The organism is Pseudomonas sp. FW507-12TSA, assembly GCF_058781435.1.
In genome coordinates, this window is the sequence record NZ_JBYSWT010000009.1 from 25,439 (window position 1) to 40,173 (window position 14,735).

17 protein-coding genes are annotated in these 14,735 nt (G+C 63.3%); 7 read left to right on the forward strand and 10 right to left on the reverse strand.

The window, feature by feature from the left end; genetic code table 11:
* Nucleotides 1-104 precede the first annotated feature (104 nt).
* From AC3WK8_RS10710 to AC3WK8_RS10720, 3 genes are read right to left on the reverse strand one after another with little or no spacing between them, the layout of a single operon-like run.
* Nucleotides 105-668 carry a peptidylprolyl isomerase gene (locus tag AC3WK8_RS10710; RefSeq protein ID WP_022642945.1) on the reverse strand — a complete coding sequence of 188 codons (564 nt, stop codon included), beginning with the start codon at nt 666-668 and terminating at the stop codon, nt 105-107.
* A gap of 3 nt (nt 669-671) precedes the next feature.
* Nucleotides 672-1,475 carry an alpha/beta fold hydrolase gene (locus AC3WK8_RS10715; protein WP_022642946.1) on the reverse strand — a complete coding sequence of 268 codons (804 nt, stop codon included), beginning with the start codon at nt 1,473-1,475 and terminating at the stop codon, nt 672-674.
* 31 nt (nt 1,476-1,506) lie between these two features.
* Complete coding sequence (locus tag AC3WK8_RS10720) at nt 1,507-2,430, reverse strand: PA3225 family LysR-type transcriptional regulator (RefSeq protein ID WP_103324878.1); 924 nt, start codon at nt 2,428-2,430, stop codon at nt 1,507-1,509.
* Nucleotides 2,431-2,480: 50 nt separating this feature from the next.
* On the opposite strand from AC3WK8_RS10720, the gene AC3WK8_RS10725 reads away from it, so the two are divergent.
* Nucleotides 2,481-2,795: a hypothetical protein gene (locus tag AC3WK8_RS10725; RefSeq protein WP_031321127.1), complete on the forward strand. Its 315-nt coding sequence runs from the start codon at nt 2,481-2,483 to the stop codon at nt 2,793-2,795.
* Between the two features lie 158 nt (nt 2,796-2,953).
* Entirely contained in the window at nt 2,954-3,553 is a 600-nt protein-coding gene (locus AC3WK8_RS10730) for an FMN-dependent NADH-azoreductase (protein ID WP_022642949.1), read from the forward strand.
* Nucleotides 3,554-3,607: 54 nt separating this feature from the next.
* On the opposite strand, the gene AC3WK8_RS10735 is transcribed toward AC3WK8_RS10730, so the two are convergent.
* Entirely contained in the window at nt 3,608-3,766 is a 159-nt protein-coding gene (locus tag AC3WK8_RS10735) for a hypothetical protein (RefSeq protein WP_158091410.1), read from the reverse strand.
* On the opposite strand from AC3WK8_RS10735, the gene AC3WK8_RS10740 reads away from it, so the two are divergent.
* Nucleotides 3,765-4,628: a carboxylate/amino acid/amine transporter gene (locus AC3WK8_RS10740; protein WP_103324877.1), complete on the forward strand. Its 864-nt coding sequence runs from the start codon at nt 3,765-3,767 to the stop codon at nt 4,626-4,628. The two genes, AC3WK8_RS10735 and AC3WK8_RS10740, sit on opposite strands and share 2 nt — an antisense overlap.
* A gap of 274 nt (nt 4,629-4,902) precedes the next feature.
* On the forward strand, nt 4,903-6,147 hold the full coding sequence (locus AC3WK8_RS10745) for an MFS transporter (protein WP_103324890.1): 1,245 nt from the start codon (nt 4,903-4,905) through the stop codon (nt 6,145-6,147).
* 216 nt (nt 6,148-6,363) lie between these two features.
* Here the strand turns inward: AC3WK8_RS10745 and AC3WK8_RS10750 are convergent, their stop codons facing one another.
* Nucleotides 6,364-7,662 (reverse strand): mechanosensitive ion channel family protein, encoded by a 1,299-nt coding sequence (locus tag AC3WK8_RS10750; RefSeq protein WP_022642952.1) that lies wholly within the window; start codon nt 7,660-7,662, stop codon nt 6,364-6,366.
* 193 nt (nt 7,663-7,855) lie between these two features.
* Here AC3WK8_RS10750 and AC3WK8_RS10755 point away from each other — a divergent pair, with 193 nt between their 5' ends.
* A complete protein-coding gene (locus AC3WK8_RS10755; protein ID WP_103324889.1) occupies nt 7,856-9,199 on the forward strand; it encodes a DEAD/DEAH box helicase in 1,344 nt (447 codons plus the stop codon).
* A 64-nt stretch (nt 9,200-9,263) separates the two neighbouring features.
* On the opposite strand, the gene AC3WK8_RS10760 is transcribed toward AC3WK8_RS10755, so the two are convergent.
* Nucleotides 9,264-9,539 carry a hypothetical protein gene (locus AC3WK8_RS10760; RefSeq protein ID WP_085595986.1) on the reverse strand — a complete coding sequence of 92 codons (276 nt, stop codon included), beginning with the start codon at nt 9,537-9,539 and terminating at the stop codon, nt 9,264-9,266.
* A gap of 291 nt (nt 9,540-9,830) precedes the next feature.
* Between AC3WK8_RS10760 and AC3WK8_RS10765 the strand changes: the two genes are divergently transcribed.
* Nucleotides 9,831-10,412, forward strand: a complete 582-nt coding sequence (locus AC3WK8_RS10765; RefSeq protein WP_085595984.1) for a hypothetical protein — start codon at nt 9,831-9,833, stop codon at nt 10,410-10,412.
* A 210-nt stretch (nt 10,413-10,622) separates the two neighbouring features.
* Here the strand turns inward: AC3WK8_RS10765 and AC3WK8_RS10770 are convergent, their stop codons facing one another.
* Nucleotides 10,623-11,567 (reverse strand): AraC family transcriptional regulator, encoded by a 945-nt coding sequence (locus AC3WK8_RS10770; RefSeq protein ID WP_085595982.1) that lies wholly within the window; start codon nt 11,565-11,567, stop codon nt 10,623-10,625.
* Nucleotides 11,568-11,634: 67 nt separating this feature from the next.
* Complete coding sequence (locus AC3WK8_RS10775; protein ID WP_103324876.1) at nt 11,635-12,381, reverse strand: DUF899 domain-containing protein; 747 nt, start codon at nt 12,379-12,381, stop codon at nt 11,635-11,637.
* Between the two features lie 159 nt (nt 12,382-12,540).
* On the opposite strand from AC3WK8_RS10775, the gene AC3WK8_RS10780 reads away from it, so the two are divergent.
* A complete protein-coding gene (locus AC3WK8_RS10780; RefSeq protein WP_103324875.1) occupies nt 12,541-12,933 on the forward strand; it encodes a transcriptional regulator in 393 nt (130 codons plus the stop codon).
* 1 nt (nt 12,934) lies between these two features.
* On the opposite strand, the gene AC3WK8_RS10785 is transcribed toward AC3WK8_RS10780, so the two are convergent.
* Entirely contained in the window at nt 12,935-13,804 is an 870-nt protein-coding gene (locus tag AC3WK8_RS10785) for a DUF6279 family lipoprotein (RefSeq protein WP_085595976.1), read from the reverse strand.
* 66 nt (nt 13,805-13,870) lie between these two features.
* On the reverse strand, nt 13,871-14,590 hold the full coding sequence (locus tag AC3WK8_RS10790; protein WP_085595974.1) for a TorF family putative porin: 720 nt from the start codon (nt 14,588-14,590) through the stop codon (nt 13,871-13,873).
* Nucleotides 14,591-14,735: the final 145 nt, after the last annotated feature.

Here is a 14,735-nt window from a genome sequence, read left to right on the forward strand (position 1 = left end):
CTCGTAAACTGCGCTTTTTCGCCTGTTTTCGCCTTGCGCTGGCTGCCTCGCCTAGGTTTTTAAACGGCCGGGTAGGGCGCCGCCGTCGGGGACAGGCTGCGTGATCAGTCGATGCGCTTGGCCGACTTGATCAGTACCGGGTCGACCGGGACGTTCTGCATGCCTTGCTTGGTGGTGGTCTGGGAGTTGACGATCTGGTCCACGACTTCCATGCCGTTCACCACCTTGCCGAATACCGCGTAGCCGGCATCGCGGCCCGGATCGAGGAAGGCGTTGTCGGCGACGTTGATGAAGAACTGGCTGGTGGCCGAGTTGGGGTTCGAAGTCCGGGCCATGGCCAGGGTGCCGCGCACGTTGTGCAGGCCGTTGGAGGCTTCGTTCTTGATCGGGTCACGGGTGTCCTTCTGCACCATCTGCGCGGTGAAGCCACCGCCCTGGACCATGAAGCCGGGGATCACCCGGTGGAAGATGGTGTTGGAGTAGAAGCCGCTGTCGACGTAGTCGAGGAAGTTCTTGCTGGAGACCGGCGCCTTGACCGGATCCAGTTCGATCTCGATCTTGCCGAAGCTCGTGTCCAGCATGACGTGGGGTGCCTTGGCCGGTTGCGCTGCCATCAGGTTGGCGGCGAAGAGTACGGAACCGGCGACGAGGGCGATTTTTTTCAGCATGGGTCAGTGATCCTGGGTGGTGGTGTCGACTGTATTGATGAAGTGCAGCAGGGTCTGGTTGAAGCGCTGCGGTTGGTCAAGCGGTGTGGCGTGCCGGGAGTCCTCGATCACCACCAGCTGCGCGTGCGGCAGCAGTTTGACGTAAGCCTCCTTGAGCGCCACCGGGGTGTAGTCGTGGTCGGCGCTGACGACCAGGGTTGGACAGGTGATACGGCCCAGGCGTTCCTGGACTCCCCAGCCGACGATGGCGTCGAAGCTGGCGAGATAAGCACGTTTGTCGTTTCTTGCCCAGCGTTCGGCCATCTTCTGCCGCAACTCGGCTTGCTCGGGCTTGGGAAACAGTCGCTGGCCCAGGGCCTTGCCGATGGCCGCCATGCTCAGCAGCCGGGACATGCTCCAGCGCTTGAACCACTGCCAATAGTCGTCGGCCGAGCGCAGCTTGACCTCGGGCGCGCTGTTGACGATGCACAGGCTCTTGAACAGGTGCGGCTGGTCCACTGCCAGCTGGAAGCCGATCATGCCGCCCATGGACAGCCCGACATAGTGCACCGGCCCCAGGCCCAGGTGTTCGACCAGGGCCATGAGGTCGGCGGCAAATCCGGGGATGCTGTAGCGTTCCCGGGGCTTGTCGGAGCGGCCATGGCCGCGTACGTCCGGGATGATCAGGCGATAGCGGGTCGCCAGTTCCGGGACCTGCTTTTCCCAGTCCTGGGCGCTGGAACCCAGGCCGTGGACCAGCAGCAGGGGCTCGCCCCGGCCGTATTCTTCGTAGTGCAGGGTGCAACCTTCATGCTCGAAATACGCCATGGCAGAACTCCTTGTTCTGGTGGTTGGGACTTCAGGCTTGCTCGGGGGCGGCGAACGGCGCGTCCAGCGGCGCGGTGTCGAAGGTGCGCAGCAGTTCCACGAGGATCTGCGTCGCCGGGCCCAGGGGTTTGTCCTTGTTGGAGTACAGGAAGAAGGTCGGATGGCGGCTGCCGCCCTGGTCCAGGGGCAGCACCTTGAGCAGGCCTTCGTTCAGCTCGCGCTCGATCATGTGCCGTGGCAGCCAGGCGAAACCCAGGCCGCTGCTGACGAACTTCGCGGCGGTGGCCAGGCTGCCCACGGTCCAGCGCTGCTCGGCACCCAGCCAGCCCACGTCCCGCGGTTGCTGGCGGCCGGAGTCGCGGATCACTACCTGCAACTGGCTTTCCAGGTCCTGGAAGGCCAGTTGTCGTTGCAGGCGGTGCAGGGCGTGCTCGGGATGGGCCACGGCGACGAATTCCACCGAACTCATCTCGGTCCCCAGGTAGCCGGGGATGTTGAAACCGCTGATGGCCAGGTCGGCAACGCCCTCGAGCAGCACTTCCTCGACCCCGGACAGCACTTCCTCGCGCAGGCGCACGCGGCAGCCGCGGCTCTGCGGCATGAATGCGGTAAGGGCGCGGACCAGGCGCGCATTGGGGTAGGCGGCATCCACCACCAGGCGGACCTCGGCTTCCCAGCCCTGCTCCATGTGATGGGCCAGGTCTTCGAGCTGGCTGGCCTGCTTGACCAACTGCCGGGAGCGGCGCAGCAGCACGCCGCCAGCTTCGGTGAGCACCGCCTTGCGCCCATCGATACGCAGCAGCGGCACGCCGAGCTGGTCCTGCATGCGTGCCACGGTATAGCTGACCGAGGATTGCGAACGATGCAGGGCTTCGGCGGCTTGGGCGAAGCCGCCGTGATCGACCACGGCCTGCAGGGTGCGCCATTGATCCAGGCTCACGCGGGGCGCTTTCATGAGGGGCTCCTCTTGTCCTAAGCTGGCGCTCCCGCATTGGAGAGCGCCGAATGAGAAAATTCTGTTGTGTGCTGCTGGCCCTGTTGCCCCTGGGGGCCTGGGCCTATCCCATCGATGTCGACAAGCAACTCAACGGCCTGGGCATCGACTACACCGCCTACGACACCGATGAGGACATCGGTTCCATCCAGTTGAACAACTATGGCAAGACCGACGCTACCTGCACCGTGGTGTTTCGCAACGGTCCCGAATCGCCTCGCACCCGCCGGGTGGAGGTCGCGGCGGGGCAGAGCCGGAACGTCACCGCCAAGTTCAACCGCAAGATCATCAAGCTGCGCCTGGACCTGAGCTGCCAGGCCAAGTGACTCCAGTGAAGCCAGGGTCGACGACAACGTTGGGACTGGCTTCGCTTATAAACGAAATTATTGATTGGTTATAGCAGTTATTTGCGCTTTTTCATCGATATATCTCTGTTTAATCTGCGCCCCATCGACTTACGCATACCCCGATGGAGGCTTCACCCATGTCCCGCGTCCTGATCATCGAAAGCAGTGCCCGCCAACAGGATTCCGTATCCCGCCAACTGACCCAGACCTTTATCCAGCAGTGGCAAGCGGCCTATCCGGCGGACTCGATCACCGTGCGCGACCTGGCTCGCAACCCGGTGCCGCACCTGGACGCCAACCTGCTGGGCGGCTGGATGAAGCCTGCCGAGCAACGCAACGCCGCCGAGCAGGATTCGCTGCAACGCTCCAATGAGCTGACCGAGGAGCTGTTGGCGGCCGACGTCCTGGTGATGGCGGCGCCCATGTACAACTTCGCCATCCCCAGCACCCTCAAGGCCTGGCTCGACCATGTGCTGCGCGCCGGGGTCACCTTCAAGTACACCCAGACCGGTCCCCAGGGCCTGCTCACTGGCAAGCGTGCCTTCGTGCTGACGGCCCGTGGCGGGATCTACGCCGGCAGCAGCACTGACCATCAGGAACCCTACCTGCGCCAGGTCATGGCCTTCATCGGGATCCACGACGTGCAGTTCATCCATGCCGAGGGCCTGAACCTGGGTGGCGATTTCCACGAGAAGGGCCTGAACCAGGCCAACGCCAGGCTGGCCCAGGTGGCCTGACGGGTTAATCCCCAGATAATCGCAGGATGTTCAAGTAGCTCTTGCGTACCCCCTTCAAGCCGGTTCGCGCATCGAACCTCCCTTTGCACTGCGTGCTCCTTCAGTGCCAATGCCCGATCGAACGCCTTGCGAGATCGGGCTTTTTTTGCCGGCGATTTCACCCGCGCCGGCAAAACCGTTATCGTCGCCGCCATCCAAAGATGAGGCGAGCATGGGCTATCTACTTGTTGTCACCCTGATCCAGGCGTTTTCCTTCAATCTGATCGGCGAGTACCTGGCCGGGCATGTCGATAGCTACTTCGCGGTGCTGGTGCGGGTGCTGCTGGCCGGGTTGGTCTTCATCCCGCTGACCCGCTGGCGCCGGGTGGAGCCGGCCTTCATGCGCGGCATGCTGCTGATCGGCGCGCTGCAGTTCGGCATTACCTATGTGTGCCTGTACCTGAGCTTCCGGGTGCTGAGCGTGCCGGAGGTGCTGTTGTTCACCATCCTCACGCCGTTGCACGTGACCCTGATCGAGGACGCCCTGAACCGGCGCTTCAATCCCTGGGGCCTGCTGGCGGCCCTGGTGGCGGTGGCGGGCGCCGCAGTGATCCGTTATGACCGGATCAACCCGGACTTCTTCATGGGTTTCTTGCTGCTGCAATTGGCCAACTTCACCTATGCCGCCGGGCAGGTGCTGTACAAGCACCTGGTGGCCCGCTACCCCAGCGACCTGCCGCATTACCGGCGTTTCGGCTACTTCTACCTGGGAGCCTTGCTGGTGGTGTTGCCGGCGTTCCTGCTGTTCGGCAAGGCGCACTTCTTGCCGGATGCCCCGGTGACCTGGGCGGTGCTGCTGTTCCTCGGGCTGGTGGCCACGGCCCTGGGGCTGTACTGGTGGAACAAGGGCGCCTGCATGGTCACCGGCGCGACCCTGGCGGTGATGAACAACCTGCATGTGCCGGTGGGCCTGTTGCTCAATTTGCTGATCTGGAACCGCCATGAAGACCTGGGACGCCTGGCCCTTGGCGGGCTGGTGATCCTGCTGGCGGTGTGGGTCAGCCGCCATGGCCAGCGCAGGGTGGCCGTGGCGTGAAGGTTACGGGCGCCAGCCAGATTGGGTAGCGGTTCTACGCAGCTGTTACCCCCATCCCCAGGAGCGATGCTCTGCCCAGGACCCGCCACATCGGCGGGTTCTTTTTTGTCACTGTTTTTGTCATTTAAAACAAATAGTTAGCTAGTTGAAGCAAAGGGCCGAGCGCAAGGTGACGCGGCTGGCCATGAAATTGCATTCATATGTATATACAAGACGTTACAAGATGGGGCTGGCTTTGCTGAAGCCGGCTCCAGGCAAGGGAGGGCGTTGCGCCATGAAGTTCCAGGTATTCCACGGCTGGTATGTGGTGTTGGCCACCCATGTGCTGTTGGCGCTGATTTTTGGCGGTGCCTATTCCTTCGGTGCGTTCTTCTCGCAGATCCAGGCCAATTTCGCGGTGGGGAGCTTTTCCGTGGCCTCGGTGTTTTCCCTGACTGCGTTGATCTACTACGCCATGGGGGTTGTCGCCGGCGTGCTGGCCGATCGCACTTCCACCCGGCGGGTGGTGGGGGCCGGCATCTTGTCCCTGGCCCTGGGTTTTTTCTGCGCGAGCCTGGCGTCCGGGTCGTTGTGGTGGTTCCTGCTGTGCTTCTGCGTGCTGGTGGGACTGGGTGTCGGCCTGGTGTATGTGCCGGCGGTGGCGGTGGTCCAGCGCTGGTTCGTCAGGCGGCGTAGCCAGGCCTCGGGCCTTGCCCTGGCGGGAACCGGGGTCGGGACCTTTGCCGGGCCGCTGCTGGCCGGCTGGCTGATGGAGCATTTTTCCTGGGAGGCGACCTTGCAGATCTTCGCCGGCGCGATCCTGCTGCTTGGCCTGGGTGCCACGGCCCTGATGCGCAGCGGCCCCCAGGAGCTGGGGCTGTTCGCGGACGGCCTGCCCGCCATGGCCGAGCGGCCCCAGGCGGCCACGGCTGGCTTGCGCCTGAGCGAAGCCCTGGGCATGGCGCGCTTCTGGTGGTATTTCGCGGCGATCCTGTGCGGTTCGGTGGGGTTGTTCGTGGCGTTGGTGCACATCAATCCCTATGCCCGGCAGGCAGGGCTGGGGGTTTCCGCAGCCAACTTGCTGATTGGCCTGATCGGCGTTGGCAACGTCGGCGGTCGCCTATTCCTCGGCAGCCTGGGCGACCGGATCGGCAGCCGGCGCCTGCTGATCGCCCTGACCTTGGTCCTGGTGCTGTTGAACCTGCTGTGGCTGGTGGCCGACGGCTTCATGGCCCTGGCGTTGTTCGCCCTGTGCTTTGGCGTGGCCAACGGCGGTTGCATTTCGCTCTACCCGGCGGTGGCGGCCGATTGGTTCGGCACCGCCAACCTGGGGGCAATACTCGGCGCCCTGTACATGTCGGTAGGTATCGCGGCATTGCTGGGCGGCAGTCTCGCCGGCTGGCTGTTCGACCTGTACCAGGGCTACGGTGCGGCGATTTGCCTGGGGGCTGCCTGCGCGTTGCTGTCCGTGCTGTTCATCCTGCTGGCTTGCCGTTCGCTGCCTGACCCGCTGTCGCAGGCAGCACCGACGGCAGCCTGAAAACGCCAGGAATCGGGGACTGGCGTTTGCGTTGGGCGCAGAGCGCCCAATGCCGCTCAGTTAGGCGAGGTGATCCCCTGCAGGAGCAGCCGGTCGACGCTCGATTGCTCGCGATGTTCGTCAAAGGTAGCGCCTGCTTACGGGGTAAACACAGCGCTCTGAAGCCCATCGCGTGCAAGCCTCGCTCCTACCGTTGCCTTAACTGATCGGCATTAGTCAGAGCGCCTGCTTCTGGCTCGGGCCGATATGGCTGGCACCCAGAACCGCCGGTAGCAGGCCGGCGCGCAGGTCGTTGCCGCTGGGTTGCTGGTACAGGCTCAGGCCGAACTCCGGCATCACCGCCAGCAGGTAGTCGAAGATATCCCCCTGGATCCGTTCGTAGTCGGCCCATACCGTGGTGCGGGTGAAGCAGTAGATCTCCAGGGGAATGCCCTGGGCCGTGGTCTGCATCTGGCGCACCATGCAGGTCATGTTCGGTTGGATCTCGGGGTGGCTCTTCAGGTAGGCCAGGGCATAGGCGCGGAAGGTGCCGAGGTTGGTCATGCGCCGGCGGTTGGCCGACAGTGCGGCAACGTTGCCCTGGGCCTCGTTCCAGCTTTTTAGCTCGGCCTGCTTGCGCCCGATGTAGTCGGTTAGCAGGCGTACCCCGCTCAGCCGCGCCTCTTCGTCGTCATGCAGGAAACGCACGCCGCTGGCGTCGATGAACAGGCTGCGCTTGATCCGCCGACCGCCGGACTGCTGCATGCCGCGCCAGTTGCGGAACGATTCGGACATCAGTCGCCAGGTGGGGATGGAAACGATGGTCTTGTCGAAGTTCTGCACCTTGACCGTGTGCAGGGTGATGTCCACCACGTCGCCGTCGGCGCCTACCTGGGGCATCTCGATCCAGTCGCCGACCCGCAGCATGTCGTTGCTGGTCAGTTGCACGCTGGCGACGAAGGACAAGAGGGTGTCCTTGTACACCAACAGGATCACCGCCGACATGGCGCCCAGGCCCGAGAGCAGCAACAGCGGCGAGCGGTCGATGAGGGTGGCGACGATGATGATGGCGCCGAACACGTACAGCACCATCTTCGCCAGTTGCACATAACCCTTGATCGAGCGGGTGCGGGCGTGCTCGGTGCGGGCGTAGATGTCCAGCAGGGCATTGAGCAGGGCGCTCAGGGCCAGGAGCTGGAACAGGATGGTGAAGGCCATGGCCAGGTTGCCGAGGAACAGCTGGCTGGCCTGGCTCAACTCCGGCACCAGGTGCAGGCCGAACTGGATCACCACGGACGGGGTCATCTGCGCCAGGCGGTGGAACACCTTGTTCTGGCGCAGGTCGTTGAGCCAGTGCAGGGCCGGCTGCCGCCCCAGCAGCCGCACGCCATGCAGCACCAGGTAGCGGGCCACCCGTCCGAGTACCAGGGCGACCACCAGCAACAGGGCCAGGCCCAGGCCGGCGTGGAGGAGCGGGTGTTGGTCGAGGGCTCCCCAGAGGTCCTGGGTATCGAGCCAGAGCTGTTTGAAGTCCATGGGCTAAAACGATTCTTCTGTGTGGCACAAGGGGGGGATTAGAGCATCTAACCCCGGCAAAGTTACGGCTTGAGAAAAATCGGCTAACAAAAAACCAACTCTTTGCCACCGTTTGCACAAAGAAACTCGGCCTGGGCCTCCGAAACCGTTACCCTATGCAGCTGTTTTTTTGCACATCTTCGAGGTAGCACCCGTGTTTTCCCAATTCGCCCTGCACGAACGCCTGCTCAAAGCCGTGGCCGAGCTTAAATTTGTCGAGCCGACTCCGGTACAGGCCGCGGCTATTCCGCTCGCGCTGCAAGGGCGTGACCTGCGGGTGACGGCACAAACCGGTAGCGGCAAGACCGCGGCCTTCATCCTGCCGATCCTCAATCGCCTGATCGGCCCGGCGAAGATCCGCGTCAGCATCAAGACCCTGATCCTGCTGCCGACCCGGGAGCTGGCCCAGCAGACCCTGAAGGAAGCCGAGCGTTTCTCCCAGTTCACCTTCATCAAGTCCGGCCTGATCACCGGTGGCGAGGACTTCAAGGTCCAGGCCGCCATGCTGCGCAAGGTGCCGGATATCCTCATCGGTACCCCGGGTCGCCTGCTGGAACACCTCAACGCCGGGAACCTGGACCTCAAGGAAGTCGAAGTGCTGGTGCTCGACGAAGCCGACCGCATGCTCGACATGGGCTTTGCCGAAGACGTGCAACGCCTGGTGGATGAGTGCCCGAGCCGCCAGCAGACCATGCTGTTCTCCGCCACCACCGGTGGTTCCGGCCTGCGGGAAATGGTCGCCAAGGTCCTCGACAACCCCGAGCACCTGCAACTCAACAGCGTCAGCCAGCTCAACGAGACCACGCGCCAGCAGATCATCACGGCCGACCACAACCAGCACAAAGAGCAGATCGTCAACTGGCTGCTGGCCAACGAGATCTACCAGAAGGCCATTATCTTCACCAACACCCGGGCCATGGCCGACCGCATCTACGGCCGCCTGGTGGCCCAGGACTACAAGGCGTTCGTCCTCCACGGCGACAAGGACCAGAAGGATCGCAAGCTGGCCATCGACCGCCTGAAGCAGGGCGGGGTGAAGATCCTGGTGGCCACCGATGTCGCTGCCCGCGGCCTGGACGTCGAGGGCCTGGACCTGGTGATCAACTTCGACATGCCTCGCAGTGGCGACGAGTACGTGCACCGCATTGGCCGTACCGGCCGCGCCGGCAACGAAGGCCTGGCTATCTCGCTGATCTGCCATGGCGACTGGAACCTGATGTCGAGCATCGAGCGCTACCTCAAGCAGAGCTTCGAGCGTCGCACCATCAAGGAGGTCAAGGGCACCTACGGCGGTCCGAAGAAGGTCAAGGCCTCGGGCAAGGCCGCTGGTACCAAGAAGAAAAAGACCGATGCCAAGGGCGACAAGAAAAAGTCCCTGGCCAAGTCGCCGACCAAGCGCAAGAGCGCCAACCGGCCCAAGAGCGACGGCCCGGCCCTGGTCAGCCAGGACGGCCTGGCGCCTCTCAAGCGCCGCAAGCCAGCACCAGCTGCTGAGTAAAGTGCAGGCCTGAGTGCCAGTTAGAAAGCCCGGACCTGGTCCGGGCTTTTTGTTTTCCGGACTTTCAGTGGTCGGCTTTATTCTCGGCGTCGGCCAGTTCCTTGAGGCGTTGGTCGATCAACTGGCAATCGTCGGGCAGATCCTTGCTGGCGCTGCCCAGGTTCATCTTCTGCAACTCATCGTTGATTTCCTTGGCCTTGGCCGGGTTCTGCTCGGTGATCTTGCTGACCTCCCGGGCCAGTTGCTCGCGCTTGGCGGTGGCTTCGTCCGGGGTACAGGCCCAGGCGGGCAGGGCCAGCAGCAGGCTGCCGGCGAGGATGAGCAGGTTCAGGGTTTTCATGGGCTGCGCCTCATGTGGTGGACAGGGGACATCCGGTTGAGGCGCCTGGAACGGGCAAAGTTCAGTTGGATCGGCCCCGGCACGCCAGTTCTGCAAGCTGGGTTCAATTGACGCCTGGATAGTGGCGAACTAATATCGCGCGCCTTTCCCGGTATCGCTGCTGTCCCGAAGGGGCGAATCTTCACGCTCCCCTCAAGCGTTCCGGGTCATGGGCGAGCGCCAAGCGCCTGGATGCGTTTCCTTGATCCGCGCCAGTGCACCCAACGAAATCGCTTTCAAGGAAGATCCTTAATGCGCCTGCTGTCGCTGTTGTTCACCTGTGTCTTGCTCGTCGGGTGTGCCTCCCGGCCGGATTACTACATCTCGTCCAAACCCGTGCAGATTCCTGCCGACGCCACCTACTGGATCGACCATTTCGATCTGCAACTGATCGGCGAGAGCCCGCGCTTCTTGCCTGAGGACAAGCTGCGCCAGCAATTGGGCACGGAGTTGATCCAGCAACTGGGCAATGCCAATCGCTACGCGGCGAGCAAGGACAGTGCCGATTACCTGCTGGATGTAGAGGCGGTGTACAAGCGCCGGCTCAGTGACTCCCAAGGTGGGCTGGTGTCCAAGATCGTCGACGATAATACGATCCTGGCCAGTGTCGACTTCGGCTACAAGGTCCAGGTCAAGCGTGCCGGTGTCGAAGTGTTGCACTTCGCCCAGCAACGCGATGGGCTCCAGCCTGCCGGCGCAATGGGCCAGTTACGCAATATGAAAACCATGCTTGGGGTGATTACCAACAGCGGTAACTCCGATGTGGAGACCTTCTATGTCCGGGTTCTGCCGCGCTTCATCGTGCGCGATATCAGGGCCATTCCGTCCCGCTGAGGCAAGCCCGCTGGTCATGGGCCTGGCAAAAAAATGACGGGGGAGCACAGGCTCCCCCGTTTGCATTCCGGCACTGGCGGCTGCAGGACCGTGAGCGCATGCCGGGCTGGCATTCCGGCCCACCGACGCAGGGAGCGTGGTGGGCATCCACCGGATAAGCTTCGAATCCGGGCGGCCTGCTACCTCCTGCGCATTCAGATTCTCTATGGCTTACAGCGCCTTGACCGGAAAGCAGATATCGAACTCCAGATCACCGGTTCGATCGCTCCAGGCGTCCATCGGATACAGCTCGAAGGCCGGCCGTGCGTCGGGCTGCATACCACTCTTGGGCAGCCAATCGCGGCACAACTCGCTCCAGGTATCGGCGATATCGGGGCCTTTGCCCTGATAGTGCGTGATCGCATAGAGGCCACCGGGCAGGGTGGTGACGACCGCGGGAGCCCGTCCCTTGAAGTCGAGGGGGACTTCGACGCAGGCGTCGTAGCGGCACTTCTCGGGTGGGGTGACGTAAGGGTCGTCATGGCCGATGCCGTAGCGTGCGCGGCCCATGAGCCCGTTCTCGGCCATCCAGGGGATGACGGCCTGCTGCCAGAACAGGCCGATCCCCGGCCCGTAGGCGCCGGTATAGCGCAGGTAGGCGACGCGTACGGGGGGCAGTTCCTTGATGGTGACCTTCATTGTGAGCTCCTTCAGGTGAATGAAGGCATCAGGATCGTCGAAAGCCGGGATGTGGGTCTGATCAGGATTGCGCAATTGCCGCAGGCGGCGTTCGCGAATGTCGTCCAGGCGGCGGTGCCAACGCTTGGGCTCGGTATCGCGCCAGGTGCTGGGCGAGACCGAGAAGTGCTGCTTGAACGCCCGGGAAAAGGCCTCGCCGGAGCCAAAACCCACTTCCAGTGCGATCTCCAGGATCGAGGCCTCAGGCCGGCTGGCCAGCAGGTGTGCGCCGCGGGCCAGGCGCCGGCGCCTCAGGTAGACGCCCAGGGGTTCGCCGACCCAGGCGCTGAACAGGCGATGAAAATGATAAGGCGAGAAATGCGCCACCTGCGCCAAGTCGCCCAGCTCCAGGGGTTGGTCCAGGTGTTGGTCGATATGCTCCAGCACCCGGTTCATGCGCAGGGTGTATTCGTGGAGACTGTGGTAGGCGGGGGTCATGCCTACAGCTTAGCTGGCGCTGTGGTGGAACCGCTAGCGCGGTCCCGCCGTCGATCGTGCCGAGTGTTCAGTCGTTGCAGCAGCATCTCGCCCCCTGTTTTGCAACTGGGGTTGGCGCATAGCGGTCATGGTGGCGAACCCAGTTCATGATCGGCCCCTCGTTGCGCCCTTTGGGCGTGAGGTCCAGGAAGTTGTACGCCCCCAGCAGCAGGTCCAGGCCCCGGGCATAAGTGGAGTAGGTGTGGAATATCTGTCCCTGCTCGTTGCGATAGAACACGCTCAAGCCGGGCAGCTCCAGCTCGTTGCCGCTCACTGGCGCATAGTTGTAGCTGGCTGTGGCGCTGGCCAGCTGTTCGCTGTCGAAGCTGACGCCAAAGTCCTGGTTGAAGTCGTCGCCGGCGCTGGAAAGCCAGTCGAAGCGCCAGCCCATGCGCTGGCCAAAGGCTTGGAACTGCTCGTAGGGCGCATGGGACACCGCCACCAACGCCACGTCATGGTGGGCCAGGTGCAGGTTGGCCCCATCGAAATGATCGGCCAGGAATGAGCAACCCTTGCAGCCTTCTTCCCAGCCGTCTGCGAACATGAAGTGATAGACCACCAACTGGCTGCGACCGCCGAACAACTCGGCCAGCGTCAGTGCGCCATGGGGCCCGTGGAAGCGGTAGGGCTTGTCGATCCTCACCCAGGGCAGTGCCCGGCGTTCGGCGCTGAGCCGGTCACGTTGGCGCGTGAATGCCTTTTCGTTGAGCAGGTGCTGCTTGCGTGCTTCCAGCCATTGTTCCCGGCTGACCACGGGATGATCGCTGATATCCATGATGTCGTTCCTCAGGGCGGGGGATGGGTTCTACACACGCTAGTCGTTTGGTGGGCAAGCAGATCGACAAGCTGCCAGGTGGTGCGAAATTCCTGAACGGCTGGCGTAGCCACCGGTCACAACCCAGGCAAGGCACTGCATTCTGGAGGTTGAATCGAAATGGCGACTTACAACTGGGATCTGATAGAACGCTTGCTGCACGAAGTGCAGAACGGTGCTGGCCACAGCTTCACCCCACGGCCTTATGCCGAGCAGCATGCGGCGGCCATGGCCGCCGAAGGCGAGCCCACGGGTAACCTGGATGAACTGAAGAGCACCGCCACCGAATACGAAAAACTGCTGCTGGACCGGGAGTTCATCCAGAGCAGGCCGGAGCAGGAGGGCGGTAACGGCGAGAACTTCATGCTCACGCCCCGGGGCTCGAGCCTGTTGTGCTTGCTCGACAGCAGCATTCCGGGCAACGAGCATCCACGCCAGGTACTGGACGAACAGGCCGATGCCCTGGACCCACTGACCTTCGACGAGCTGGCGTCCAAGGCCCAGATCGCCTGAGTCAGGGACGGCGAGCGTCCTGCAGGCATTTCAGGTTGGTGAAGTCCTGGCGCACGCCGTCGATCTTTTTCAGCAGGCGCTGGCGTTGCTCGGGACTGCTGCTGGCCATCAGGTCCACCACGAGGCTGCGTGCGGCCTGTTCGGTGTGCTCGTAGGCCTGGCGGTAGCTGGCGGTCCACAGGCTTTCGCGGTCCACCAGCAATTGTTCGATGCGCTGCGGGAAGTCGCTGGCCCGCCGCTGCTGTACTGCAGTGCTGAACAGCGCCTGCCAGTGGGCGCGGTTGGCGAGCCACTGGCGGTTCTGCTCGCCCAGAGAGACGGACCATCGCTCGACACGCAGGCGTTGTTGCGGGTTCAAGGTACCGAGCCAGGCCCTGAGGCGTTTTTCCATGCGCTGGCTGCGCTGTTCGATCTGCCGTGCCAGGGGCGGCTGGAGGTACTGCTCGCGGTGTTCCTGCAGGTCCTTGGCCAGGGAGCTGTTCATCTGCGCCACTTGCCGCTCATCCAGGCCTTGCAGCAACTCCACGGCCGATGGGGTGATCTGGCGGGCGATCTCGGCGATGGCTTGCTTGGCTTCACGGGTGCGTGCCTGCAGCGCCGCATCATTGACCTGGTTGTCGCGGACCATCGACTGCAGGCGGTCGAGCCAGTCCAGGTAGCCTGGTAGCTGGGTGCTGCAATGCCAGCTCAGGTGCTGCTGCAGGCGCTGGTTGAGCCAGCTCTTCTGCTCGCTGTTCATATCCAGGTAATCGTCAAGGGTCCAGGGAATGATCACGTCCAGGTTGCGGTAGGCCAGGCCCACCCGGCTACAGGCACCCAGCAGCAGGCTGGCGATCAGCAAGGCGATGAAGAGGTAGCACCGGCGCGACATATCCAGGTCCTTGGGTGTGCGGGTTGCTGCATCTGAACCCCGAAGGCCCCCGGCAGTTCAGCGCTTCTAGTAGAAGCTCCGCTCGGCCTTGAAGGTCAGCAGGCCGTCGCAGCGGCTGTTGTGTCCAGAATAGGCCGGGCAATCGCTGCCGTTGAGGCTGGAGTCGCTGTAGATCAGGTTGAGATCGATCCCCAGCCATGGGCGGGAGAACTTGATCGACCAGTCGTTGAAGCTGGAGATGTAGCCGCCCTTGGCCACCGACACGGCATTGTTCAGGCGGTAGGTGCTGTACTTGACGCTGACCCCGATCCCGAACGGAGGGTTGCCGCCCAAGTCGGCGAACAGGGTGCTGTTGCGTCGGTCCGGGTCGTTGCTGAAGGCCGCGCCGAAACGGCTGCCCAGCAGGCTCAGGCCGCCGTAGAGCTGCTGGCTGTCCTGGGTGCGCAATTGCGGATAGTTGTAGTGGATCACTCCCAGTTCATAGCCCAGGTTCTGGTCGAGGGACTGCTTGAAGCCCAGGTAGGAATCGACCTCCAGGCGGCTCGCGGGGCTCAGGCCCAGGCTTGGCGACCACTGGCCGAAGTACCAGCCGCTGTCGTGGTCCAGGTCGAGGCCGCCATGGAAGGAGCCGCTGGAAGATGGTTTGACCAGGCCCTGGGCCATGCTGCGACTGGGGCTGGTGCCCAGCTTGAGGTCGAAGTCGCCCAGCTCGCGCTGGAAGATCTGCGCCTGGGCCAGCGGGCACGCCAGGGCCAGGCAGATGGCCAGGAAAGTGAGTTTGCGCATGCAGCACTCCTTGGACTACGGGGAGTGACAGCCTGGGATGGCTGAAACGATTTATCCAGAGGGCTGCAAGGATACCGGTCGTGGCCTGCAGGTTCGGGCCGTTCGTCGATTTTTGCTGGAGCGGGGGGAGAAGGTAGCGCCGGCC